We start from the raw sequence: 22406 nt of genomic DNA, 5'->3' as shown, positions 1-22406 counted from the left end.
TTTACCTCTTTCGAGGGAATACTTATTACATCTGAATATCAGACAACTGTCATTTTTAACTTCCAATAAACAGGATCTTGATTTTCATCTTGATTTATATTTTTAAACACAAGGTCAATGATATGCTCTAGATGCCAATGTAAAATCTCTTCCTTCAAATCATTTTTATTGATATCATATATGTTATTTTTGATAGAGTATTTCATTATCTCACGCGTTATCACCACATCATAAATAGCTTCTGATAATTTTCCCCAACTCATAATATAGATTGCTGTTTCAGGATCGCCTTCATGAATGGCATATATCTCATCACAGAATCCTTGTAATATGTTAGCAATAAGATGGTTTTTTGTTTTATCATAGCTGCTCAATACAATCTCTTTCATTTTTTCATCCTTATTTTTCAGTTAATAGTCAGTAAATACTAGTTGTTATACACAATGTTGATAATGGCAGATCCATATTCCAGATTCATCTCATCATACAGTGCCTCATTGACATAACGATTTAAATCATCTAATAAGGTCTTATCATTCATGATTTCTTCGACAGAGCTACCTCTTAATGCGATAAATATATCCAAGCTCTCTTGGATAAGATTCATCACTTTAGGTGTTTTCTTACATAACATACTTACGATTACTGACATATCATTCTTCATCTGTTTTTCCTTATTGTGTATAGTTAGCCCCTTGCGGGGCAAGATTAGTTCTTACTTTCTAAAGTGTTCTGAATGCCCTACCAGCAGGGCTGCTACTTGTTCAAAGTTAACCTCATGAATATCACCACAGTTTCCTTCTTGCGTGGTGAATCTTTCAAAGTTGTTTTGAATATGGTCAATCACATGAATAATAAATGGACTCATAAAATCAGGATCATCCAAATAGTTATTGGCGTCACCATCACCATTAACTTCCATAAACATATTCCAACTTGCGGAAAACGATCTACAAGCTAGATCATAAAACAGCTCTGTTGATTTATTTTCAATAACAGTTTCTTTAGACATACTTATATCCTCATAATTAAATGCTTATTTTATTCATTTCGTTTTATATTAGCCCCTTGCGGGGCCGAATAGATGACGCCAGCGATTATGTATGTAAAATATAGTGACTCATCACATGATGTATCTGCCTCAGGTTGACAAGCACTTCATCAAAATATACGTTTTTAATCGATGCTTTATATTTATGTTTTTTCAAGAACTCATTAAAATCTTTCTTACCGTTCTCTATTATTGATTTTAAAACACCTTCCATATAACCATCGTCTTCAAGGTTATGATAGAACCTTTCCCCCATATACTCATGCATACATCGCAAATAGTAGTCATAGTCTTCGCCACTTTTCAGAACAAAGTATTTTGTATCATCATTACTAACATTTATTTCTATCTTTTTCACTTTCATTTTCGCTTCCTATTTTATGTTATTTATTATTTCTGCGTGAATCGGAAATGGTATTTTCAATCCATGCATCAATCTCACTTTCCACAAAGGCTACAGATCTTGCCCCTATGATTACCTTATCCGGGAATCGTCCTTCCTTGATAAGCTCATACATTGTGGTTCGACTAAATCCGACTCTTCTCAGAACTTCTGGAACACGGATTAATCTTTTACCTGCGATTTCATTTCTCATTTGTTTTTTCCTCTGTTGTTTCAACGAGGACAATAGTAGCGAATTCGCTTATGGCGTTTTAGGGATGTTGGCAAAAGAGTTTTTCGAAAAAAATGGGGGTATGTGAACAGAAAAAAAATAGTTGAGGATGGATGTGATCACGTTCGCTCAGGGCGAACGTAACCCTTTTTTACTTATCTTCTTTCTTCTTCTTCTCGTCTTTGACGTGATCTACAATCTTCGTGTCTTTTAAGACATTGTTTTCCATCATATAATCTTCAAACGATTTCAGATAGTTCTCGTCTGTCAGTAACGCCATTGCCAGCGGATAGTCAGTCACCTTAAGCATTCCCTCATCCCTATCCTTCTCGCTGTTCTCATGCAACAGCGATGACATCAGTGAAAGTGATATTTTGGTATCATTATTATCTGCTCCCCAAAAAATGAGATCCATCATCGGAATGAGTCGATAGTCGATGATTTTTCTCAACGTGCTTTTGCCAAAGCGATACTTTCTAACAGCCGGATCGTTCATTTTTAGCTGTTTCTTCCATTGGGGAATGAGCACTTTCAGGTGTTCGATGATGTCTTCGGTTGAAGCCTCTTCCAGATGAATATCGATAGTGATCCGAGCAAGGTTTGTCAGCGATGTCTCTTTCAAATATTCTGACAGGAATTCAGATTGGCTTAACACTGAAATTTCGGGAGTTGCTTCCGTTAACGCCACGGTTTTCGCATAAAATTGCGCATGACTGCGTGTTGTCGGATTTACTGCATAGGTTTTGGCGAGCCCGTGTCCCTGCGTGGATGTGTCGCCGCTAAACAAAATTTCGCCTCTGAGGATCTTATAGCGGTAATCATCCAATAAGAATCTGTTCAGAGGCGGTAACGTATCCCTTTTCAGCAACATCTTGTAGGCCAAGATACGCCGCTCAACCTCAACATAGAATTGCTGTAGGGTGAGTTTCTTTATCGCTTCATATCGTTCAACGTCAAACCATTCTTCCAATACTTTCCTGAGTTCGCTTCGTTTCATTACTGTGCTATCCGTTTTACCATTTTTAGTTGTTTTAACTGACAGAACAATATGTTGTCCAGTATTCACGTAATGCAGCTAAGCATCTCATGCAGGCAGGTTCTTAAGATTGGTGAGTATTACAAAATGGACTGCAGGTTTTCTGTTATCAGATTACTGCTTTTAAAGGATTTAGTTGCGCTGGAAGGGCTTAAGACTGGATAAATTTTTGATGAAAAACACGGATTTTAGATACAAAAAAAGCCCGTTTTACACGGGCTTTTAATGCATTACTTTATGCATGACAGAATCAAAAACATTCTGTAAGTTATTGATTTTGCCATAAAAATGGCGGAAGCGCAGAGATTCGAACTCTGGGACCCTTTCGAGTCGCCGGTTTTCAAGACCGGTGCCTTCAACCGCTCGGCCACACTTCCGGAATGAGGCGCACTATAAACGTCCCCTTGCGTCATGTAAAGCACCAATTCGTTCGTTTGCTTTAAAAATCAACAAAACGCGGTTATTTGCATGAAAATACGGCATTTCGGTTAGTTATTCAGCAATAAAATCAGCAACAAAGCGTTATCCGTGCAGGGTAAATAGCGGGATGAGTATAACGCGCTTGGGTTGAATAATTGCTTTATGGTTAGTGGCAGGTTGATTAATACAGACAAGGTGAGCATCTGCCCCCCCAGAAGCATAAGAGTGACAAACTGGCCGCAAACCCCATTCTGACAGGTAAAGATGGGTAAACGCGCTTTTCTCGTGAAAAAGCCTTACCTATTCTGAACGCTATGACACCTGTATACATAGAGAGAGTAAAAATGGATCGTATAGTTACCTCTACCCGCGAACGCTCATCGCTACTCAGTACCCACAAGGTGCTGCGCAATACCTACTTCCTGTTGAGCCTGACACTGGCGTTTTCAGCTATTACTGCAACCGCCAGTACAGTGCTTGCCTTACCTTCTCCAGGCCTGATCCTCACCCTGGTTGGTATGTATGGCTTAATGTTCCTGACTTACCGCCTGGCCAATAAACCCACCGGCATTATTGCTGCGTTCGCGTTTACTGGCTTTTTAGGTTATATCCTCGGCCCCATTTTAAACGCTTATCTGTCCGCCGGAATGGGCGATGTCATTGGTATGGCGTTGGGTGGCACCGCGCTGGTATTTTTCTGCTGTTCCGCTTATGTGCTGACAACCCGCAAAGATATGTCTTTTCTGGGCGGTATGTTAATGGCAGGAATCGTTGTGGTACTGATTGGTATGGTCGCCAACATTTTCCTGCAACTGCCTGCCCTGCACCTGGCTATCAGTGCCGTGTTTATTCTGATTTCTTCAGGGGCTATTCTGTATGAAACCAGTAACATCATCCATGGTGGTGAAACAAACTACATTCGTGCAACCGTCAGTTTGTATGTGTCGTTGTACAACATCTTCGTCAGCCTGCTGAGTATTCTGGGTTTTGCCAGCCGCGACTGATTTTGTTGCCCGGCATGCCTGTTACTGAATTGCCCCGCCACTGTGCGGGGCAATTTTTTGGTGACAGTAAAGAAAGTGCTACACTGAGCGCCATTGTTATTAGTTGATAACCGAGTTTAGTGAACAAAATAGTATGTTGATGTTTAACGGCACAGAAATTGAAACCGACACCGAAGGCTACCTGAAAGACACCGGGCAGTGGAGTAAACCGCTGGCAGAAGCTATTGCGAGAAATGAAGGTATTTCCCTGAGTGAAGAACACTGGGAAGTGGTTATGTTTGTCCGCGATTTTTACCTGGAGTTTAATACTTCACCCGCCATTCGCATGCTGGTCAAGGCAATGGCAAAAACTTTTGGGGAAGAAAAAGGAAATAGCCGCTACCTCTACCGCCTGTTTCCTAAAGGTCCGGCAAAACAGGCGACTAAAATTGCCGGTTTGCCTAAGCCTGTTAAATGTATCTAATAGCGGATACCAAAATTGGTCCACTCGCGCTGAGGGTGATGAGGCTCGGTGAGAACGCTCTCTACTCTGGCAGTGCGTGGGCCACCCGCTTTCAACCAGGTAATTAACGCTTCTACTGCTTCAGGCTCCCCACAGGCCAGTACTTCAACGCTGCCATCATCCAGATTACGGGCATACCCTGTCACCCCCAATCTTTTCGCTTCAAACTGAGTGCTGTAACGAAATCCAACCCCCTGAACCCGGCCATGAACCCAGGCCATTACGCAATATGCAGCCATTTTTCCGTCTCCTGGCAAAAACCTGTATGTGTTAAGTATACAAGAGTTGCTTTTCCCGTATCGCCCTGAAGCAAAACCTGACAGTAAGCGGTTCGATAATGCTGCCTGGCACGCAATGTGCTACGCTACGCACCTTTCCGATATTAATTCTATGCTGTCTCGCGTTTAAGGTAACCCTTGATGAGTAAACACTCAATTTCCACTTCACTGCCTGGTTCGCTGCCACGACTGGTGCTGGCTAAAGGCCGTGAAAAGTCACTTCTGCGCCGCCACCCGTGGGTATTCTCTGGTGCAGTTTCCCGTATTGAAGGGAAAGCCGGTAGCGGAGAAACTGTTGATATTGTAGACCATCAGGGGAACTGGATTGCCAGAGGTGCGCTGTCACCGGCATCACAAATCCGTGCCCGCGTGTGGACATTCGATGCCGAAGAACACATTGACGTTGATTTCTTTATTCGTAAATTACGCCAGGCACAATGCTGGCGGGACTGGCTGGCAGAAAAAGATGGTCTGGATAGTTATCGCCTGGTTGCCGGTGAATCAGACGGTCTCCCGGGCATTACCATTGACAGATTTGGTTCCTTTTTAGTGTTACAGCTGCTCTCTGCGGGTGCTGAACACCAAAGGGAAGCACTGATTACGGCATTACAAACCTGTTACCCGGAAAGTTCGTTATATGAACGTTCTGATGTGGCCGTACGCAAAAAGGAAGGGCTGCCGCTCACCCAGGGTCTTATCCGTGGTGAAATGCCCCCGGCTCTGCTGCCAATTAAAGAGCATGAAATGCAATTGCTGGTGGATATCCGCCAGGGCCACAAAACCGGCTACTATCTGGATCAACGTGATAGCCGGCTGGCTACCCGGCGCTATGTTGAAAATAAACGGGTGCTGAACTGTTTTTCTTACACCGGTGGATTCGCTGTTTCCGCATTAATCGGTGGCTGTAAAGAAGTCGTCAGCGTGGATACATCCCAGGAAGCGCTGGATGTCGCACGTCAGAACGTCGGGCTGAATAAACTGGATGTGAGTAAAGCGCAGTTTGTTCGTGACGATGTTTTCAAGCTACTGCGAAAATACCGTGATCAGGGGGAAAAATTCGATGTTATCGTCATGGATCCGCCAAAGTTTGTAGAAAATAAGAACCAGCTGGCAGGTGCCTGCCGGGGTTACAAAGATATCAATATGCTGGCAATTCAGTTGCTCAACCCAGGCGGCGTTTTGCTTACTTTCTCATGCTCCGGGCTGATGACCAGCGATTTATTCCAGAAAATTGTTGCCGACGCCGCCATTGATGCCGGGCGTGATATACAATTTATAGAGCAGTTCCGTCAGGCAGCAGACCACCCGGTTATCGCAACATATCCGGAAGGGCTGTACCTTAAAGGGTTTGCCTGCCGCATCATGTAACTTGAAACGGAAAGGTCTTGCCCTCATCTGTAGTAGTAATAGCAAAGGCAAGACTCCGGGGAGGTATATATGATTGCCAGCAAATTCGGTATTGGTCAGCAAGTTCGCCACTCCTTGCTGGGTTACCTCGGTGTGGTAGTGGATATTGATGCAGAATATTCGCTGGATGAACCCGCAGAAGATGAGCTGGGTGCAGATTATTCGCTACGCAAAGCACCCTGGTACCATGTTGTGATGGAAGATGACGCAGGTCAGCCAGTTCATACTTACCTGGCTGAGGCGCAATTGAGTGGAGAAATCGCCAATGAACACCCTGAGCAGCCATCAATGGATGAACTGGCTGCCACCATACAGCGTAGACTGGCATCTCCCGTACTTCGTAACTAACTTGCGTTAGCCAAGTATAAGCCTTTATCTGGCCTCAATCTGGCTGGCACATTTTTCCCTGGCTGCAATTATCCTGGTGCCAGACACTGGTTAAAAGTCGTGCTGCATGAGTAATTACTGCTTATTCAGCCCAAGACGGGGAATTTCAATCGCCGGGCAACGGTCCATGACAACATTCAGCCCGGCATCTTTAGCCAGTACCGCAGCTTGTTCATTAATTACACCCAGTTGCATCCACACCGTTTTCGCCCCAATTGCAATCGCGTCCTGTGTCACTTCATAAGCCGCTTCTGAGTTACGAAACACATCCACCATATCTACTGGCTCATGGATATCCTGTAAGCATGCATAACCCTGTTGCCCCATCAGAGTTTTGCCTGCCACTTTTGGGGAAACAGGAATAACGTGATAGCCCTGTTCCAGTAAAAAGGCCATGACCCGATAACTTGGCCTGTCTGCCTTATCACTGGCACCCACCAGTGCAATAGTGTGAACCTGTTGCAGAATGTGTGCTATTTCATTATCTGTCATCATGTTTTCCTTATCATAACCTGTTATGAGTTTACTATATCATTACCTGTCTGGCCTGGTACTCATCGGGTAAAACCTGTCAGCCGGTTGAACAACATCACTTTTTTTGCGCTGGTGTATTGAAGCTGGAGCAGCATCCAGTAATCTGTAGGGACTTTAATCAGGTTGGTAAACTCTTTATGGAACTCACAACGCGCACACTGAGCGCAAACAAGCATATTGCGCTGGTTGCTCACGATCACTGTAAAACACTTCTTCTTAACTGGACCCGGAAACATCAGTCCATTCTTGAAAAACACACACTGTATGCAACAGGAACTACCGGTAATCTGATTCAGAGAGAAACCGGGTTGAATGTGCAGGCCATGCTCAGTGGCCCGATGGGCGGTGACCAGCAAGTTGGGGCAATGATCTCTGAAGGCAAAATTGATGTGCTGATCTTTTTCTGGGATCCACTCAATGCCGTTCCACATGACCCGGATGTTAAAGCGTTACTGCGCCTTGCCACCGTATGGAATATACCGGTCGCAACTAATGCTTCTACCGCAAACTTTATTATTGAATCGCCAGAGTTCAGCCAGCCGGTTGATATCCAGATCCCGGACTATCAACGCTACCTGGCTGACCGCCTGAAATAATTTTCAGGGCTTTTTCAAAACAGGCACACCGAGCGCTTTGAGGGTATCCACAAAACGGGAAGGCTGCGCTTTGTTATACAGCAGCCATACCTTTTGCCTTGCCCTGGTCATTGCAACATAGAGTAAGCGCCGCTCTTCGGCATCAGTAAACTCCTCAGTGGCTGGCAGCAGACCTTGCTCAAGTATGGTTTCACGCGCTGGTGCCGGGAAACCATCTTTCCCTTCCTGCAACCCGCAAATAATCACATAATCAGCTTCCTGCCCTTTGCTGGCATGAACCGTCATAAAAGTTATCTGCAATTTGGGCCAGCGTATAGCAGCCTGCTGGAGCAGATCAGGGCGCAGGTAATGATAACGGGCCAGCAGCAAAATGGTTTCATCGGGTTTAACATAACCGCTCATTTTGTCGAGCAGTGCATGAAGTTGCGTATCTTCCAGCAGGTTAACTGCTTTTTTGTCCCCTTTGCGCACACTGTTCAGCGGCTTTTCTCGCTGGTGTGGGTTTTGCTGGATAAAGGCATTGGCAATTTCGCCAATGCGGGAATGAAAACGGTATGTGGTATCAAGGGCGCACTCATCCCCCGGGCCGAAATGGTCATTGAATGAAGTAGTTAAATCAATTGCCGCGCCACTAAAACGGTAAATAGCCTGCCAGTCATCACCCACGGCATACAGGGAAGTTTGTGAATTTTGCTGCTGCAGTGCACCAAGTAAAGCTGCGCGCTGTGGTGAAATATCCTGAAATTCATCAACCAGAATATACTTCCACGGGCTGATAAAACGCCCTTTTTCCAGTACATTCACCGCCTGATGAATCAGCCCTGAGAAATCGAGCGCATTGTCATCTTTCAGCGATTTTTTCCATGCTTTGACTAATGGAGCCATCAGGCGAATACGCTTCTGGAAAGTGTCCCGAATAACTTCAGGTGCACTGGAAATCATTTCTGCCTGAGAGCCACCATGCATACGAATAAGCCCCAGCCAGCGCTCCAGGCGAGGCGCAAGGCGTTTTGTGACACTCTCATCCTGCCAAAAATCCCCTTCAGGCAGGTTCCACTCCAGTTCCTCTTCAAGCCACAGCCGCCAGCCTTTCGCCTGTGCTTTCTTTTCCTGACACTGCGCTATCCATGTATCAAGCAGTAACTGGTGCCTCATGGCAGTATTACTCTCCAGTTCACTGATTTGCGGTGCTTTGCGACCACCCTGCTCGATGATATAGCGAGCAAGGGAATGAAAGGTCCGCGCAGTAATATCGCCTGTATGTAGCCGGGACTGAATACGCTGGTCCATTTCTTCTGCCGCTTTACGACCGAATGCCAGCAGCAAAATTTGATCTGCACTTGCCTGATTGCACTTAAGGAGCCAACCGGCACGGGCAACCAGAACAGAGGTTTTTCCACTGCCCGCCCCCGCCAGCACCAGCACATTTTTTTCGCCATTCACCACCGCCCGTGCCTGAGAGGCATTTAACGGCGCACTTTCCACCTGAGCAAAGAAATCCGCATGGCGTTCCAGCATCACTTCAGTGTAATGCTGGTTATGTGCCAGGCGTTTAGCCTGTGCATTGTCCAGCCAGCTTTTACAGGCTAACCAGGTATCGCGACACACATCAAAGGCAGGGATACGCTGTTCTGGCAGGGGTAATGCCTGCAACACTTGCCGTGTTCGCTGGCAAATTTCCTCCACTTTATCCAGGCTGAGCCATTTATCTTCAGGTGCGACCTCCTGATACCAGGCCACCAGGTTATCCAGCGCGCTGGCAGCAACCTGGCTCATTTCCTCCCCCCACTGTTGCCAGCGCTCATTGAGGTGATACCAAAAACGTTGGGTTTCGTTCCATTCAGTACCATGCAGGCGAACAACTTTATTATCGGGCAGGACAAACTCCAGCTCGCCCCACACCAGGCCCCGCTTGCAGTTAATAGCAATCAGTTGGTTAAACGGGATAAGATATTCATGCTTCTCGCCAGCCACATTTACGCCAGCATTGAGTAATGTGACCCGGTTATAAGGGTGCTGGGCCAGGTGTTTTCCCAGTGCAGTTGCTTTTAGTTCCATTATCAGGCCTGATTATCTGGTTGTTATGTCAGTGTACCTGCGAGAGAAATCGTGCTCCAGAGTAAAAACACGATACAATCATTAGGGTTATTTTCCGCCATGTCACATATCTATGAGATCTTATGAGAACAGTATTAAACATTCTTAACTTTGTTCTGGGTGGCTTTCTGACCACCTTCAGTTGGTTTCTGGCAACACTGGTGAGCATTGTATTGATCTTCACATTGCCATTAACCCGCTCATGCTGGGAAATAACACGTCTTTCGCTGTTCCCATTTGGTAATGAAGCGGTGCATGTTGATGTGTTATACCCCGAACGCAAAAATGAGCTAATGAATGCGGGCGGAACGCTGCTTAATGTCTTCTGGTTTGTGGTGTTCGGCTGGTGGTTGTGCCTGCTGCATATCAGCACCGGAATAATACAGTGCCTGAGTATCATTGGCATTCCGGTAGGTATCGCCAATTTTAAACTGGCAGCAATTGCCTTGTGGCCTGTTGGCCGCCGAGTGGTTTCCGTTGAAGTAGCCCAGGCCGCCCGGGAAGCCAACGCCCGCGGTCGTTTCCAGTAAACGGGGCAATACCTGCGATGTTAATCTCTCAATGGCTGCGCCGTTATACATGGAAAAGTAGCTGGCTTTATAACTTGCGCATTTTTGTTGCTTTGCTGGGCGCAGCAGCATATCCCTGGTGGCTCGGTGAGGTTCGCCTCACCATTCCATTAACTCTGGGTGTGGTCGCTGCGGCACTTACCGACCTGGACGACAGGCTGACTGGCCGGCTCAAAAATTTGCTTATCACGTTACTGTGTTTTTTTATCGCATCGGCATCTGTTGAACTGTTGTTTCCCTGGCCCTGGTTGTTCACCCTCGGCCTGATGAGTTCCACCTGCGGTTTTATTCTGCTTGGCGGGCTTGGACAGCGTTATGCCACCATTGCCTTTGGAGCGCTGCTGATTGCCATCTATACCATGCTGGGTGTTTCGTTGTATGAACACTGGTATCAGCAACCTCTGTTCTTGCTCGCTGGCGCAATATGGTACAACATCCTCACCCTGTCTGGTCATTTAATCTTCCCGGTACGGCCCCTGCAGGACAACCTGTCTCGTTGCTACAAACAACTGGCGCATTTTCTGGAGATAAAGTCGCGTTTATTTGACCCTGATATTGAGACTGATGCACAGGCACCACTCTATGCGCTGGCGATGGCTAACAGTGATTTGGTCAATACCCTGAATCAGACCAAGGCATCGCTACTGACCCGGCTGCGTGGCGACCGGGGGCAAAAAAATACTCGCCGCACGCTGCACTATTATTTTGTTGCCCAGGATATTCATGAGAGGGCGAACTCGTCCCACATCCAGTACCAAAGTCTGAGAGATAAATTTCGCCACAGCGATATTATGTTCCGTTTTCAGCGTATATTATTTATGCAATCCCAGGCCTGCAACCAACTCGCACAATGCATTTTGTCACGTACGCCTTATTCTCATGATACCCGCTTTGATAATGCGTTCGCACACCTGGACACCGCAATGGCGCGCATCAAAGCCAGCCAGGCAGTAATGCCTGAGTTAACTGCGCTGGAATACTTGATAAACAATTTACGCGCTATTGATGCACAGCTGGCTACCATTGAATCTGAGCAGACAGAAGCCGGAATCAAGCTGGATACAGACAACCGCCTCGCCGACGATGGGATAACAGGGTTCAGTGATATCTGGTTACGCTTAAGCCGTAACCTCACACCAGAATCGGCACTGTTTCGCCATGCCATTCGAATGTCAGTGGTATTATGTGTTGGCTATGCTTTTATACAATTTACCGGGATGAATCATGGCTACTGGATTTTGCTTACCAGCCTGTTTGTATGCCAGCCCAACTATAATGCCACCCGACACCGTCTGACACTGCGGGTCGTCGGCACGCTGGTCGGGGTTGCCATTGGTATTCCTGTGCTGTGGTTTGTGCCCTCGCTGGAAGGCCAACTGGTGTTAATCGTTATTACCGGCGTGCTGTTTTTCGCATTCCGTAATGTTCAGTATGCTCATGCAACGATGTTTATCACCTTGTTGGTGCTACTGTGTTTTAATCTGTTGGGTGAAGGTTTTGAAGTTGCGCTGCCACGCATCATTGACACATTACTGGGTTGTGCCATTGCATGGGCTGCAGTCTCCTTTATCTGGCCTGACTGGCGTTTCCGGCGGTTACCGCAAGTAGCTGAGCGCGCCATTAATGCTAACTGCCGCTATCTGGACGCTATACTTGAGCAATACCACCAGGGCAGAGATAACCGACTGGCTTACCGTATTGCCCGTCGCGATGCCTATAACCGTGATGCGGAACTGGCATCCGTAGTCTCAAATATGTCTTCCGAACCACATATGACGCAGCAGGTTCGTGAGGCAGCTTTTCGCCTGCTGTGCCTGAACCACACATTTAACAGTTATATCTCCGCCCTGGGCGCACACCGGGAAAAACTCAGTAACAACCAGATACTGACAATTCTTGATGATGCAGTCTGTTATGTAGACGATGCGCTACATCACGAACCAGCCGATGATGAAAAAGTCCAGCAAGCTCTGGCAGAACTGGTACAACGCATCAGCAAACAGGACCAAAAGGCTGACAGCAAGGAACCACTTGTTCTTCAACAAATTGGTTTACTGATTTCAATACTGCCCGAGCTTTCAAAACTACGTACTCAGATTAGTTAGATTTGCGCCGCACTTTATCTCTGGCTTCCTGCTCGAGTTGTTGCTGTGCCCATTCATTAAGCTCCCACTGCCTTTGGCGTGGGAGCGCCTCACTATGGGAACCTGTGATAGCGCCCTCCAAAGACAGCAATATCTTGGCTCCCAGGGTATTGCAACGCTGGCGCAGGATTATCCAGCATGCCTTTGCCCCTTTATTTTTCAGGGTTTCAATATCGCGGATACCCGCTTCCCATAGCATCATTTCCAGGCCGAAAGTGACATTTGGCAAGTCTTTAATTCGCCGGACTACCTGCTTTTCCCGCTTTTCCTTCCTGGCGGCGGCAAGAGCCTGCCCCGCAAGGGTGATGAGCTGCTCATCATCATTCCAGAGCGTTTCATCAACACGGAAATAGTTCAGTGACAGCGGGCGCCCACGTTTATGCGTAACTAATAGCGGCAAGTTACGCGAGGTAAAGTAGCCTGTATTTTCCTCACAGGCACGTAAGTAAAGCTGCCCTTTACTCACCATGGCAAAAGCAACATTGTCAGCCATAATGCTGTACCCGCCGAACAAAGCTCGTGAAGAAATGCGGCCCAGAGAAGAGAGTTTTTCTAATGAAGCCTTAATACGTGGAGTGGAGACCTTTCCCATAAAAATCCTTACATTTCATTATGTAATAACGAATAATCCCTAATCCGGGACACCCTCGTTTAACCATAAGAAAGTTACCTCTTCAGGGCAAGAAGAGGTTAAGGGTTTAAGTTATTTGTTATCGGTTTTGCGAGGGAATTTCCAAAATTTTTTGTTGATCTTTCATCCATTGCGCATTACTGTATATTCATACAGTGACAAAGGCGGAACTCATTATGAACGCATTGGCTTACCAAAACCGAAGTATCACTCATCATATTAATGAGCATTACCAGGCCGGTTTAGAAGAACAGCCGGCTATTGCACAAGGTATTGTCAGTGAAATGATGTTTCGTGAAGACCAACCCTGGATGTCTCAATTGATCCTCTTGCCCTTGCTGCGCCAGTTAAGCCAGCAGGCACGCTGGCAGTTATGGATTACTCCCGGGCAGAAATTAAACCGCCAATGGCTGGTTTCTGCAGGTTTGCCCCTGTCAAAAGTTATGCATGTGCAGGCACGGCATGAACAACAACCCACAACTGTTTCGGCTATGGCTAAAGCCTTAAACTCAGGTAACTACAGTGTCGTAATTGGCTGGTTGCCAGAAGAATTGAGTGATCAGGAGCGGTTACTATTGCAGCAATCAGCCGAGCAAGGACAGGCAATTGGGTTTATCATGCGACCTGTTTCTCAGGTTAATTTGAGCGACAGACAAAATTTTGGGCTAAAAATTCAATCAAATTTGTATCACTAAGTAAATTTAGGATAATTCCTGAACATGGCGAATCATCTGAATAACTGGAAATAATCAGCATCAGAAAAGCCATGTCTGGCGGGATTTCCGCTAAAAGATTCACGTTTTGTGCGCAGCGCCTTGCATCCATTCTGCCGTAAAAATTTAATCCGTAGTCAGATTTTTTTCATATGTCTGACTGAGTTCACACTTGTAACTTTCTAACTAAGTTGTAGACTTTAACTCGCCAGGGTTGCTCATAATAAACCGAGTTTATCGGTAGAGTGGCAATTGAGCGATAACCCGGGTGAAGGATTTAACCGTGGGTTTTGATTGATTTAAAGACCTATGGCCTTTTGGATGATAATGAGGCGCAAAAAATGAAAAAGACAGCTATCGCAATTGCAGTGGCACTGGCTGGTTTCGCTACCGTAGCACAGGCAGCACCGAAAGATAACACCTGGTATGCAGGTGGTAAACTGGGTTGGTCCCAGTACCACGATACCGGCTTTTATGGCAACGGCTATACTCAAAACAATGGCCCGACTCATCAAAGCCAACTGGGTGCTGGTGCTTACGGCGGTTACCAGGTTAACCCGTATGTTGGTTTTGAAATGGGTTATGACTGGTTAGGTCGTATGCCTTATAAAGGCAGCGTAACTAACGGTGCGTTCAAAGCTCAAGGCGTTCAGCTGACTGCTAAACTGAGCTACCCGGTAATGGACGATCTGGATGTATATACTCGTCTGGGTGGCATGGTATGGCGTGCTGATTCTAAAGAAAACACTGGCCTGAAAAATCACGATACTGGCGTTTCTCCAGTATTCGCTGGCGGTGTTGAATATGCAATCACTCCGGAAATCGCAACCCGTCTGGAATACCAGTGGGTTAACAATATCGGTGATGCAGGCACTGTAGGTGCTCGTCCTGATAACGGTATGCTGAGTGTTGGTGTTTCCTACCGTTTTGGTCAGAGCGAACCTGCTCCGGTAGTGGCTCCGGCTCCAGCTCCGGCTCCGGCTCCTGAAGTAAGCACCAAACATTTCACTCTGAAATCTGACGTGCTGTTTGCTTTCGGCAAATCCACCCTGAAACCTGAAGGCCGCCAGGCGCTTGATCAGCTGTACACTCAGCTGAGCAACCTGGATCCTAAAGATGGCTCTGTTGTTGTTCTGGGCTTCACTGACCGTATCGGTTCTGATTCCTACAACCAGAAACTGTCTGAACAGCGCGCACAGAGCGTTGTTGATTACCTGGTTTCTAAAGGTATCCCGTCTAACAAGATTTCTGCACGCGGCATGGGTGAATCCAACCCGGTTACTGGCAGCACCTGCAACAACGTGAAAGCACGTGCAGCGCTGATCAATTGCCTGGCACCGGATCGTCGTGTTGAGATCGAAGTTAAAGGCGTTAAAGACGTTGTGACTCAGCCTCAGGCTTAAGTTACCACGCAACAAAAAACCCACCTCGGTGGGTTTTTTGTTTTTTCAGTATTGTGAATAACGCGCTCAGGAACAGGTTATTTTTTATCGCCAAGCAATGCCCTGAGGTCGTCTTTAAGCGTAGTCATTTTTGACGCGTATTTTTCTTTACGCTCTGCATCTTCGATTAACTGAACAATAGTCTCTGATAACGTGCTGTTACGGCGCCGGGCCAGAGATGCCAGCCGTTGCCATACCGCAAACTCGAGGTCGATAGACTTTTTGCGGGTATGCTGATGTTCAGCATTGAAGTGCCGCTTGCGGCGCGCACGAATAGTTTGTTTCATTCTGTTGGCAAGAGCCGGGTTCATATGCTGGTCAATCCAGCTAAGAACACGCACAGGATTACTTTCCAGTTCCAGCAGAGCGGAAACCGCCTCCTGCGCCATACTGGCTTCAATATGGCGAGTAATAGCCTCACCTTCGCGGTGTTTTTTTACCAGATATTTCCATTTCCAGCCGCTTTCGAGATTTTCGAGTTGTTGATATTTCATTATGATCTCGGCGTAACCGTTTAACCCGTTACAGAATATCAGCTTTTCTGCCCGTTCGCGCACCAGAAATGATAAGTTGTTTGTCTGCAAGGAAAGCAAGTCTTGTTTCAGGTGTGTCACGAAGTGGCTTATTGTATAATCGCCGTTTTGGCAACTAACTTATAAATATCACATTGACCATTAATCGACTGACATCACAAGCACTTACCCTGGATGCAACGCCCTATGATTCTCTGTTTGCACAGCCAGGCGATAACGATGCTGTTTCCCAGGCGTTACAGAGCATACAGCCACGCCTTACTGATACACTGACACACTTCCTGCACCCTTCTGTGCCGTCACGTTTTATGGTGATCAAAGCTCCCGGCACACAGCCTTATCTTGATACGATCCATGAGCTGGTTTCCCAACAGTTTACTGGCACCAATTCACTGTATGGAGGCCATTACCGTTTCTCCACTACAGATGTCACATTTGACGCACCAACAACAGAAGATGCACTGTTCTGCACTCGTCCTAATGTGCTCAGCACAGCCTGGGCGGAAACTGAGCAGTTATGTGGTTGTATTCGCCAGTTCAACGGTGAGCTTTCAGCGCAGCCAGGGCTTCTCCACCGCGCCAATGGTGGCGTGCTTATTCTCAGCCTGCGTTTGCTGCTTGAACAACCCCTGATGTGGTTACGGGTGAAGCAGTGGGTTACACGTCAGGTGTTCACCTGGTTTTCGCCGGATGAAACAAAGCCGCTCCCAGTAACGATGCCAGCTATTCCTCTGGATATTCGCCTGATTCTGGTTGGGGACCGCGACGAACTGGCAGAGTTGGACGCCCTTACGCCAGAAATGACAGAAATAGCGGTATACAGCGAATACGAAGATGAAATTCTGATTAATGACGAGCAGGATATTATTCGCTGGCGAAACTGGATTCACAACCGGGCACTGAATAAAGCGCTTCCCAGACCTGCCAGTGATGCCTGGCCCCGGTTGCTGGAACTCGCAACTCGCTATACTGAAGACCAGTGCTCTCTGCCCGTTAACCCTTTGTGGTTTGAACGCCTTTTCACGTCCATCGCTACCGCCACGGGCACAGAGACTTTTAGTGGCGAAGCCTTCCAACTGTTTCTTGAGAAACAAGCCTGGCGTGAAGGGTATCTTGCAGAACGTATTCTGGATGATATTCTCGACGACCAGGTGCGCGTGGAAACCCAGGGTGAACGCGTTGGGCAAATCAACGCACTGTCTGTGATTGAATTTCCCGGTCATCCCCGACCTGTTGGCGAACCGTCTCGCATTAGTTGTGTTGTGCATGTTGGTGATGGAGAACTGACAGATATTGAACGTAAAGCGGAACTTGGTGGGAATATTCATGCCAAAGGCATGATGATTATGCAGGCCTTCCTGATGGCTGAGCTGGATCTGGACCAACAGTTGCCTTTCTCTGCATCGTTAACCTTTGAGCAATCTTATAGTGAGGTTGATGGCGACAGTGCATCAATGGCTGAACTCTGCGCCTTTATTAGTGCACTGGCAGATGTGCCTGTTTACCAGAACATTGCCATTACTGGTTCTGTTGATCAATTTGGCTGTGCACAGCCAGTCGGTGGGCTTAACGAGAAAATTGAAAGCTTCTTTGCTCTCTGTGCAGCACGGGGCCTTACCGGTAATCAGGGGGTTATTATTCCTCTGGCGAATGTGCGCCATCTCAGCCTGTGTGAACCGTTACGCAGCGCTGTGGAACAAGAGCAGTTTTATATCTGGGCTGTCGAGGATGTGTTCGATGCTCTACCTTTATTAACAGGTTTACCCTGGAGTGATGAAATCCAGGGGCGAAACAATCTTATGCAGTTGGTACAGGAACGCATCGCTCAGGCAAGTCAGCAGGATGCCAGGCATCGGCTGCCCTGGCCGTTACGGTGGTTAAACTGGTTTAACCACAACTGATCGGACTTGTTGAGCGTACACCTGTTCGCTAACCTGCGTGCTTCACTAAAATAAGGCTTATTGTAGACATGGTTGATAAACGCGAATCTTATTCAAAAGAAGATCTACTTGCTTCTGGTCGTGGCGAGCTATTTGGCGCCGAAGGTCCACAACTGCCAGCACCTGATATGCTGATGATGGACCGGGTTGTCAAAATGACTGAAACCGGTGGCAATTTCGACAAAGGATATGTTGAAGCCGAACTCGATATTAATCCTGATTTATGGTTCTTTGGCTGCCACTTTATTGGTGATCCGGTAATGCCTGGCTGCCTTGGGCTGGATGCAATGTGGCAGTTAGTCGGCTTTTATCTGGGCTGGCTCGGCGGAGAAGGTAAAGGCCGCGCACTGGGTGTTGGCGAAGTGAAATTCACCGGACAGGTTCTGCCTACCGCGAAAAAAGTTACGTACCGTATTCACTTTAAACGTGTGGTAAACCGCCGCCTGATTATGGGCCTTGCAGATGGTGAGGTGCTGGTTGATGGCCGCGTTATTTATACTGCCACCGACCTCAAAGTAGGCTTGTTTAAAGATACTTCTGCTTTCTGATTTGAGCCACAGCCTGGCTAAAACGCGAAACCTCCGCATTGCGGAGGTTTCTTTTTTGCTCTAAAGAGACAGGGTCATGCAAATGACACCTTGTCCTCCATGGCTTTTCGCCAGCCTCCCAGCCAATGAGACCTCTGATTTAGCGTCTGATAAGGGCACATCTCTTTTGAGTGGCCTGTAATGCCAGCCTGATAGCCTCTCTGGTGAGCCCGTTCCAGGCGATCTCGTTTTTGTCTCTTCATGCCTCGTTTCCCTCATTCATTTGTTGTCTGGTGGAAAAGAAAACAGTGATTACAATTTATGCAATCAGTAATAACGAATACGCTCATTTTATGGCATCGTCAATGCGCAAAATTCACGCCAATGTCATATTAATGAGGCACAATTGACATAATTTTTCACCTAAAAACGGGAGTTGGGCAGGTAAGTCTCTGATGCAAAAAAAAGCACCCGCTGGTAAAAATGCCAGACAGGTGCTGAATAAAGAAATGTAAATTAGTGTTGTGCCTGTAACTGTGCCGCGATACTGCGGGCTTCCTGTTGCCAGGCCGCCGCTAACCCTTTCACCATGGCATCATAACCATCCCCCTGCTGAGGCAAAGTGACAGAGAATGGGCGCCGCGTGTACTCACCCTTTTGGTTAAGCAACCATTCACCACTCACCACAACCTGCCCGTCATAGCGCCCCTGGAAACCGCTTATTACTACACTAAGGCTATCCTGGTCGTTACCCAGTGGTTGTGACGATACCACCCAGCCGGGTAAAGCTGTGGAGAGGTTTGCCACCAGAGTATCGCGCAGTTGCTGGTCCAGCGGGCTGGCCCATAAGTTTTGTTTGGCAACCACGTAGTTCACGTCTGAAGTCTGGTAAACCACTCCACTGCCAGCCAGAAAATCCGGCACACTAATCTGCGAAACCCACAACAGTTTTTGAGCTCCCCCAGTTTTTCCCGACACAGAGGAAACCGCATTGTGATCCACCGGTAACTGGTACAGCTTAGTAGTAGTGGTACTACTGCAAGCCGAGAGCACCAGTACCATAACGAACATCATCCATTGTTTCATTATTTCGCCCCCTTCGGCTGCGGATCTTTCTTGCTGTGCGCCTCGAAGATCAATGCATTACTCTTATTGTTCAGCGTTTGCAGAACCGGTTGTAACTCACGTAATACCTGATCCAGGCGCTGCATATCGGCAACCATTTTATTATATGCGGCAGAACCTGGCTGGAAGCCCTGCATACTCCGGTTAAGTTCACGCAACGTTTTTTGCATGTCTGCCGGAAGGCCTTGCATGGATTCGCTGCCTGCTATCTTATTCAGGTTGTTCAGCGTGGATTGCAACGACTTCATGGTATTTTGCGTTTCTTTGAGTGTACTGGTTGCCTGGTTTAACATCGGGTTAAGTGGCAATGCGTTGATTTTATCCAGTGCATCCGTCAGTTTCTGTTGGATCTGAGACAACCCACCGCTCACTGTGGGAATCACCTGGTATGCACCGACCTCCAGAGGGCCTTTATAGGCACCTTCTTTAGGATAAAAGTCGAGGTCGATATACAATGCCCCGGTCAACAGGTTACCCGTTTTCAGGGAGGCCCTCAGCCCGCGGGAGAGTAGCATTTTCAGGTGTCCCTGAACTTCAGGCCCTTCACCCAGCTCATTTTCAATGCGCTGCGGCTCAATACGAACCAGTACCGGTATCCGGTAGTCTTCGTTAATCTTTTGCTGCAACTGTGGCACCAGATAAGGCACTTTCTGCACCGTGCCCAGGCGAATACCGCGAAACTCAACTGGCGCGCCCGGTTGCAGGCCACGAATTGAATCTTTAAAAAACATCAGGTAATCAACATGCTCGGTGTAGAACGAATCCTGAATGCTTTTTTGGTCATCATACAACTGAAACTCACTGTGATCAGCGACAGGCTCACCGGTTAATTGCCCATCCGGTACATCAAAGCTAACCCCGCCACTGAACAACGTCGACAACGACCCCATTTCAACACGCATACCGGCAGAGGTCAGATCGACGGCAATACCGCTGTCTTTCCAGAAACGGACATTTGTAGTGACCAGACGATCATTGGGTGCACTGATGAATAACTGATATTGCATCGTTCGTTTCTGAGCATCGAATGAGCTGGTTTCAACAGAGCCGACCCGATACCCTCTGAATAGTACCGGGTCACCAGGGTTAAGTTGCCCTGCCCGGCTGCTGTCAAGAATGACACGAATCCCTTTGGCATCAGGTGGTGCCAGGGGAGGAGAATCCAGCAAATCATAGTGCTCTGGTGCTTCCCCTTGTTTTCCGGGCTGCAATTCAATATACGCCCCCGATAACAGTGTACTCAGCCCGCTGACCCCCTCGCGGCCAATCTGCGGTTTCACCACCCAGAAAACGGAATCTTTGCGCAGTAGTTTTTCCATGCCAGTATTCAGCCGGGCTTTGATTTCCACATGGTGCAGGTCATCTGTCAGTACCGCACTTTCCACGATCCCAACATCCACACTGCGGCTTTTAATTGCCGTTTTCCCGCCAACGATACCTTCTGCATTGGTGGTGATAAGTGTCACTTCCGGCCCCTGATGGCTGTAGTGATAAAATAAGATCCACGCACCAATCAGGGCGGTGACTATCGGGAAGATCCAAACCGGAGACCAGTTTTTCACTTTATGCACCTTTGCTTCCCCACGGTTTGAATCCATGTTACGACAACTCCTCTTGGCTTGATTCTGGCTTCCTGTCCCAGATGAGACGAGGGTCAAATGTCATTGCAGCAAACATTGTGAGTATGACCACCAGCGCGAACATAAGCGCCCCCATCGCCGGGTAAATGTTCATTAACGACCCCATGCGGACCAGAGCCGACAATACAGCGATTACAAAAACATCAATCATTGACCAACGACCAACAAACTCGACAACCTCGTAAACCAAATGCATTCTTTCGCTGTCGCGCTGTACAAAACCCCTGGCATCAAGGCAAAGCCAGCCAATAGCAATCATTTTAAGGGTGGGCACCATAATGCTGGCAATAAAGATGACCAGAGCCACCGGATAAGAGCCTTCGCTCCACAGCAACACCACACCAGCAATTATGGTGGATGGAAGCTTACTTCCCAGCAGGTCGGTAATCATGACAGGCAGTATATTGGCTGGGAAATACAGCATCACCGAGGTTAACAGCAGTGCTGTTGTCCACTGCAGGCTGTGGCGGCGGCGTACATGCCCATAGCTGTGGCAACGTGGGCACTGTGCGACATCCTGGGGCAATATTGCGGTACAGCATGAACATGAGCGTAGCCCTTGTTTCATGCCCGTTTTACCGGGTTGACATGCCAGGGGAATAGCTGGTGCGGGGGAAATGTCATTCCACAGCCAGCGGCGATCCACACACTGTACGGCGCGCAGTTGCAGTACACAGAACAGGCACCATGGAATAAAACTCAGGCCAATGCCAATATCGCCATACGCCATTAATTTCACGAAGCTTACCAGAACACCAGCCAGGAATATTTCCGCCATCCCCCAGCTTTTCAGGTGAAATAACAGCCAGGCAAGACGCCTTTTTGATACCGGGCTGAGCCGGACCCGGTTAACCAGTAGCAGAATGGCTACCAACGAAAGAGCAGGCACAGCCTGGACCAAAATCATAAATAATGATCCCAGGCTGGCGTAATCTTCAGAAAACATTACATCAGGGATGGATAACAGCGAAATTTCACTGTTCACACCAGCAACACTCATATTCACGAACGGAAATAAGTTTGCCAGTAACAACATAAATAGTGCGGCCAGTGCATAAGCAGTTGGCCGCTTGCGGGGTTCATCCCAGCGCGTAGTCAGCGTATTTCCACAACGTGGGCAACAGGCCTTTTCGCCTGTGCCAAGGGCAGGAAGAGCAACCAGCATATCGCAATGGCCGCACAAAATGGCCTGCTGTGTCAGGTGGTTAGTGCACAT

The 22406-nt window shown here is 47.5% G+C and carries 26 protein-coding genes and 1 tRNA gene; 11 read left to right on the top strand and 16 right to left on the bottom strand.

The window, feature by feature from the left end; genetic code table 11:
- Positions 1 to 38 precede the first annotated feature (38 nt).
- The 7 genes from A9B99_RS18510 to A9B99_RS18480 form a co-directional block, all read right to left on the bottom strand.
- Entirely contained in the window at positions 39 to 389 is a 351-nt protein-coding gene (locus tag A9B99_RS18510; RefSeq protein ID WP_064600057.1) for a hypothetical protein, read from the bottom strand.
- A gap of 38 nt (positions 390 to 427) precedes the next feature.
- A complete protein-coding gene (locus tag A9B99_RS18505) occupies positions 428 to 664 on the bottom strand; it encodes a hypothetical protein (protein ID WP_064600056.1) in 237 nt (78 codons plus the stop codon).
- A gap of 51 nt (positions 665 to 715) precedes the next feature.
- Positions 716 to 1012: a hypothetical protein gene (locus A9B99_RS18500; RefSeq protein ID WP_064600053.1), complete on the bottom strand. Its 297-nt coding sequence runs from the start codon at positions 1010 to 1012 to the stop codon at positions 716 to 718.
- 85 nt (positions 1013 to 1097) lie between these two features.
- Positions 1098 to 1415 carry a hypothetical protein gene (locus tag A9B99_RS18495; protein ID WP_008499901.1) on the bottom strand — a complete coding sequence of 106 codons (318 nt, stop codon included), beginning with the start codon at positions 1413 to 1415 and terminating at the stop codon, positions 1098 to 1100.
- A gap of 19 nt (positions 1416 to 1434) precedes the next feature.
- Positions 1435 to 1647, bottom strand: a complete 213-nt coding sequence (locus A9B99_RS18490) for a helix-turn-helix transcriptional regulator (protein WP_023302112.1) — start codon at positions 1645 to 1647, stop codon at positions 1435 to 1437.
- Between the two features lie 169 nt (positions 1648 to 1816).
- Positions 1817 to 2662, bottom strand: coding sequence for a DUF6387 family protein (locus tag A9B99_RS18485; RefSeq protein WP_064600052.1), 846 nt, complete (start codon positions 2660 to 2662; stop codon positions 1817 to 1819).
- Positions 2663 to 2990: 328 nt separating this feature from the next.
- Positions 2991 to 3078, bottom strand: a tRNA-Ser gene (locus A9B99_RS18480).
- Positions 3079 to 3465: 387 nt separating this feature from the next.
- Between A9B99_RS18480 and yccA the strand changes: the two genes are divergently transcribed.
- Both yccA and tusE read left to right on the top strand, forming a co-directional pair.
- A complete protein-coding gene (gene yccA, locus A9B99_RS18475; protein ID WP_064600051.1) occupies positions 3466 to 4125 on the top strand; it encodes an FtsH protease modulator YccA in 660 nt (219 codons plus the stop codon).
- A 133-nt stretch (positions 4126 to 4258) separates the two neighbouring features.
- Positions 4259 to 4588, top strand: a complete 330-nt coding sequence (gene tusE / locus A9B99_RS18470; RefSeq protein ID WP_064600050.1) for a sulfurtransferase TusE — start codon at positions 4259 to 4261, stop codon at positions 4586 to 4588.
- Here tusE and yccX read toward each other — a convergent pair.
- Positions 4585 to 4866 carry an acylphosphatase gene (gene yccX / locus A9B99_RS18465; protein ID WP_064600047.1) on the bottom strand — a complete coding sequence of 94 codons (282 nt, stop codon included), beginning with the start codon at positions 4864 to 4866 and terminating at the stop codon, positions 4585 to 4587. The genes tusE and yccX overlap by 4 nt on opposite strands.
- Before the next feature lie 180 nt (positions 4867 to 5046).
- On the opposite strand from yccX, the gene rlmI reads away from it, so the two are divergent.
- Positions 5047 to 6273, top strand: coding sequence for a 23S rRNA (cytosine(1962)-C(5))-methyltransferase RlmI (gene rlmI / locus A9B99_RS18460; protein WP_064600046.1), 1227 nt, complete (start codon positions 5047 to 5049; stop codon positions 6271 to 6273).
- A gap of 69 nt (positions 6274 to 6342) precedes the next feature.
- Positions 6343 to 6660: a heat shock protein HspQ gene (hspQ, locus tag A9B99_RS18455; RefSeq protein ID WP_064600045.1), complete on the top strand. Its 318-nt coding sequence runs from the start codon at positions 6343 to 6345 to the stop codon at positions 6658 to 6660.
- Between the two features lie 114 nt (positions 6661 to 6774).
- Here the strand turns inward: hspQ and A9B99_RS18450 are convergent, their stop codons facing one another.
- A complete protein-coding gene (locus A9B99_RS18450) occupies positions 6775 to 7191 on the bottom strand; it encodes a CoA-binding protein (RefSeq protein WP_064600044.1) in 417 nt (138 codons plus the stop codon).
- Positions 7192 to 7370: 179 nt separating this feature from the next.
- On the opposite strand from A9B99_RS18450, the gene mgsA reads away from it, so the two are divergent.
- Complete coding sequence (gene mgsA / locus A9B99_RS18445; RefSeq protein ID WP_064600043.1) at positions 7371 to 7829, top strand: methylglyoxal synthase; 459 nt, start codon at positions 7371 to 7373, stop codon at positions 7827 to 7829.
- A 3-nt stretch (positions 7830 to 7832) separates the two neighbouring features.
- Here the strand turns inward: mgsA and helD are convergent, their stop codons facing one another.
- Entirely contained in the window at positions 7833 to 9887 is a 2055-nt protein-coding gene (gene helD, locus A9B99_RS18440) for a DNA helicase IV (RefSeq protein WP_064600042.1), read from the bottom strand.
- A gap of 122 nt (positions 9888 to 10009) precedes the next feature.
- Between helD and A9B99_RS18435 the strand changes: the two genes are divergently transcribed.
- On the top strand, positions 10010 to 10456 hold the full coding sequence (locus A9B99_RS18435) for a YccF domain-containing protein (protein ID WP_064600040.1): 447 nt from the start codon (positions 10010 to 10012) through the stop codon (positions 10454 to 10456).
- Between the two features lie 17 nt (positions 10457 to 10473).
- Positions 10474 to 12600, top strand: coding sequence for a YccS family putative transporter (yccS, locus tag A9B99_RS18430; protein WP_064600037.1), 2127 nt, complete (start codon positions 10474 to 10476; stop codon positions 12598 to 12600).
- Here the strand turns inward: yccS and A9B99_RS18425 are convergent.
- The gene (locus tag A9B99_RS18425; RefSeq protein ID WP_064600036.1) at positions 12593 to 13231 is read right to left on the bottom strand and encodes a TfoX/Sxy family DNA transformation protein; all 639 of its coding nucleotides are present in this window, start codon (positions 13229 to 13231) and stop codon (positions 12593 to 12595) included. The two genes, yccS and A9B99_RS18425, sit on opposite strands and share 8 nt — an antisense overlap.
- Before the next feature lie 215 nt (positions 13232 to 13446).
- On the opposite strand from A9B99_RS18425, the gene sulA reads away from it, so the two are divergent.
- Together sulA and ompA are read left to right on the top strand one after the other, a co-directional pair.
- On the top strand, positions 13447 to 13965 hold the full coding sequence (sulA, locus tag A9B99_RS18420) for an SOS-induced cell division inhibitor SulA (RefSeq protein ID WP_064600034.1): 519 nt from the start codon (positions 13447 to 13449) through the stop codon (positions 13963 to 13965).
- A 359-nt stretch (positions 13966 to 14324) separates the two neighbouring features.
- Positions 14325 to 15386, top strand: coding sequence for a porin OmpA (ompA, locus tag A9B99_RS18415; protein ID WP_156519096.1), 1062 nt, complete (start codon positions 14325 to 14327; stop codon positions 15384 to 15386).
- Positions 15387 to 15463: 77 nt separating this feature from the next.
- Here ompA and matP read toward each other — a convergent pair whose 3' ends face one another.
- Entirely contained in the window at positions 15464 to 15919 is a 456-nt protein-coding gene (matP, locus tag A9B99_RS18410; protein WP_064600290.1) for a macrodomain Ter protein MatP, read from the bottom strand.
- A 173-nt stretch (positions 15920 to 16092) separates the two neighbouring features.
- Here matP and A9B99_RS18405 point away from each other — a divergent pair, with 173 nt between their 5' ends.
- Together A9B99_RS18405 and fabA are read left to right on the top strand one after the other, a co-directional pair.
- On the top strand, positions 16093 to 17859 hold the full coding sequence (locus tag A9B99_RS18405) for an AAA family ATPase (RefSeq protein ID WP_064600032.1): 1767 nt from the start codon (positions 16093 to 16095) through the stop codon (positions 17857 to 17859).
- Between the two features lie 68 nt (positions 17860 to 17927).
- Complete coding sequence (gene fabA, locus A9B99_RS18400) at positions 17928 to 18446, top strand: bifunctional 3-hydroxydecanoyl-ACP dehydratase/trans-2-decenoyl-ACP isomerase (protein WP_064600030.1); 519 nt, start codon at positions 17928 to 17930, stop codon at positions 18444 to 18446.
- A 74-nt stretch (positions 18447 to 18520) separates the two neighbouring features.
- Here the strand turns inward: fabA and rmf are convergent, their stop codons facing one another.
- The 4 genes from rmf to pqiA form a co-directional block, all read right to left on the bottom strand.
- Positions 18521 to 18688, bottom strand: coding sequence for a ribosome modulation factor (rmf, locus tag A9B99_RS18395; RefSeq protein WP_064600028.1), 168 nt, complete (start codon positions 18686 to 18688; stop codon positions 18521 to 18523).
- Between the two features lie 253 nt (positions 18689 to 18941).
- On the bottom strand, positions 18942 to 19511 hold the full coding sequence (gene pqiC / locus A9B99_RS18390; RefSeq protein WP_064600027.1) for a membrane integrity-associated transporter subunit PqiC: 570 nt from the start codon (positions 19509 to 19511) through the stop codon (positions 18942 to 18944).
- The gene (gene pqiB, locus A9B99_RS18385; RefSeq protein ID WP_064600026.1) at positions 19511 to 21148 is read right to left on the bottom strand and encodes an intermembrane transport protein PqiB; all 1638 of its coding nucleotides are present in this window, start codon (positions 21146 to 21148) and stop codon (positions 19511 to 19513) included. Before pqiB ends, pqiC begins: the two co-directional genes overlap by 1 nt.
- Position 21149: 1 nt before the next feature.
- The gene (gene pqiA / locus A9B99_RS18380; RefSeq protein WP_064600024.1) at positions 21150 to 22406 is read right to left on the bottom strand and encodes a membrane integrity-associated transporter subunit PqiA; all 1257 of its coding nucleotides are present in this window, start codon (positions 22404 to 22406) and stop codon (positions 21150 to 21152) included.

It is taken from the genome of Mangrovibacter phragmitis, assembly GCF_001655675.1.
Lineage (GTDB): Bacteria > Pseudomonadota > Gammaproteobacteria > Enterobacterales > Enterobacteriaceae > Mangrovibacter > Mangrovibacter phragmitis.
This window is presented reverse-complemented; position numbering and strand designations above follow the sequence as displayed.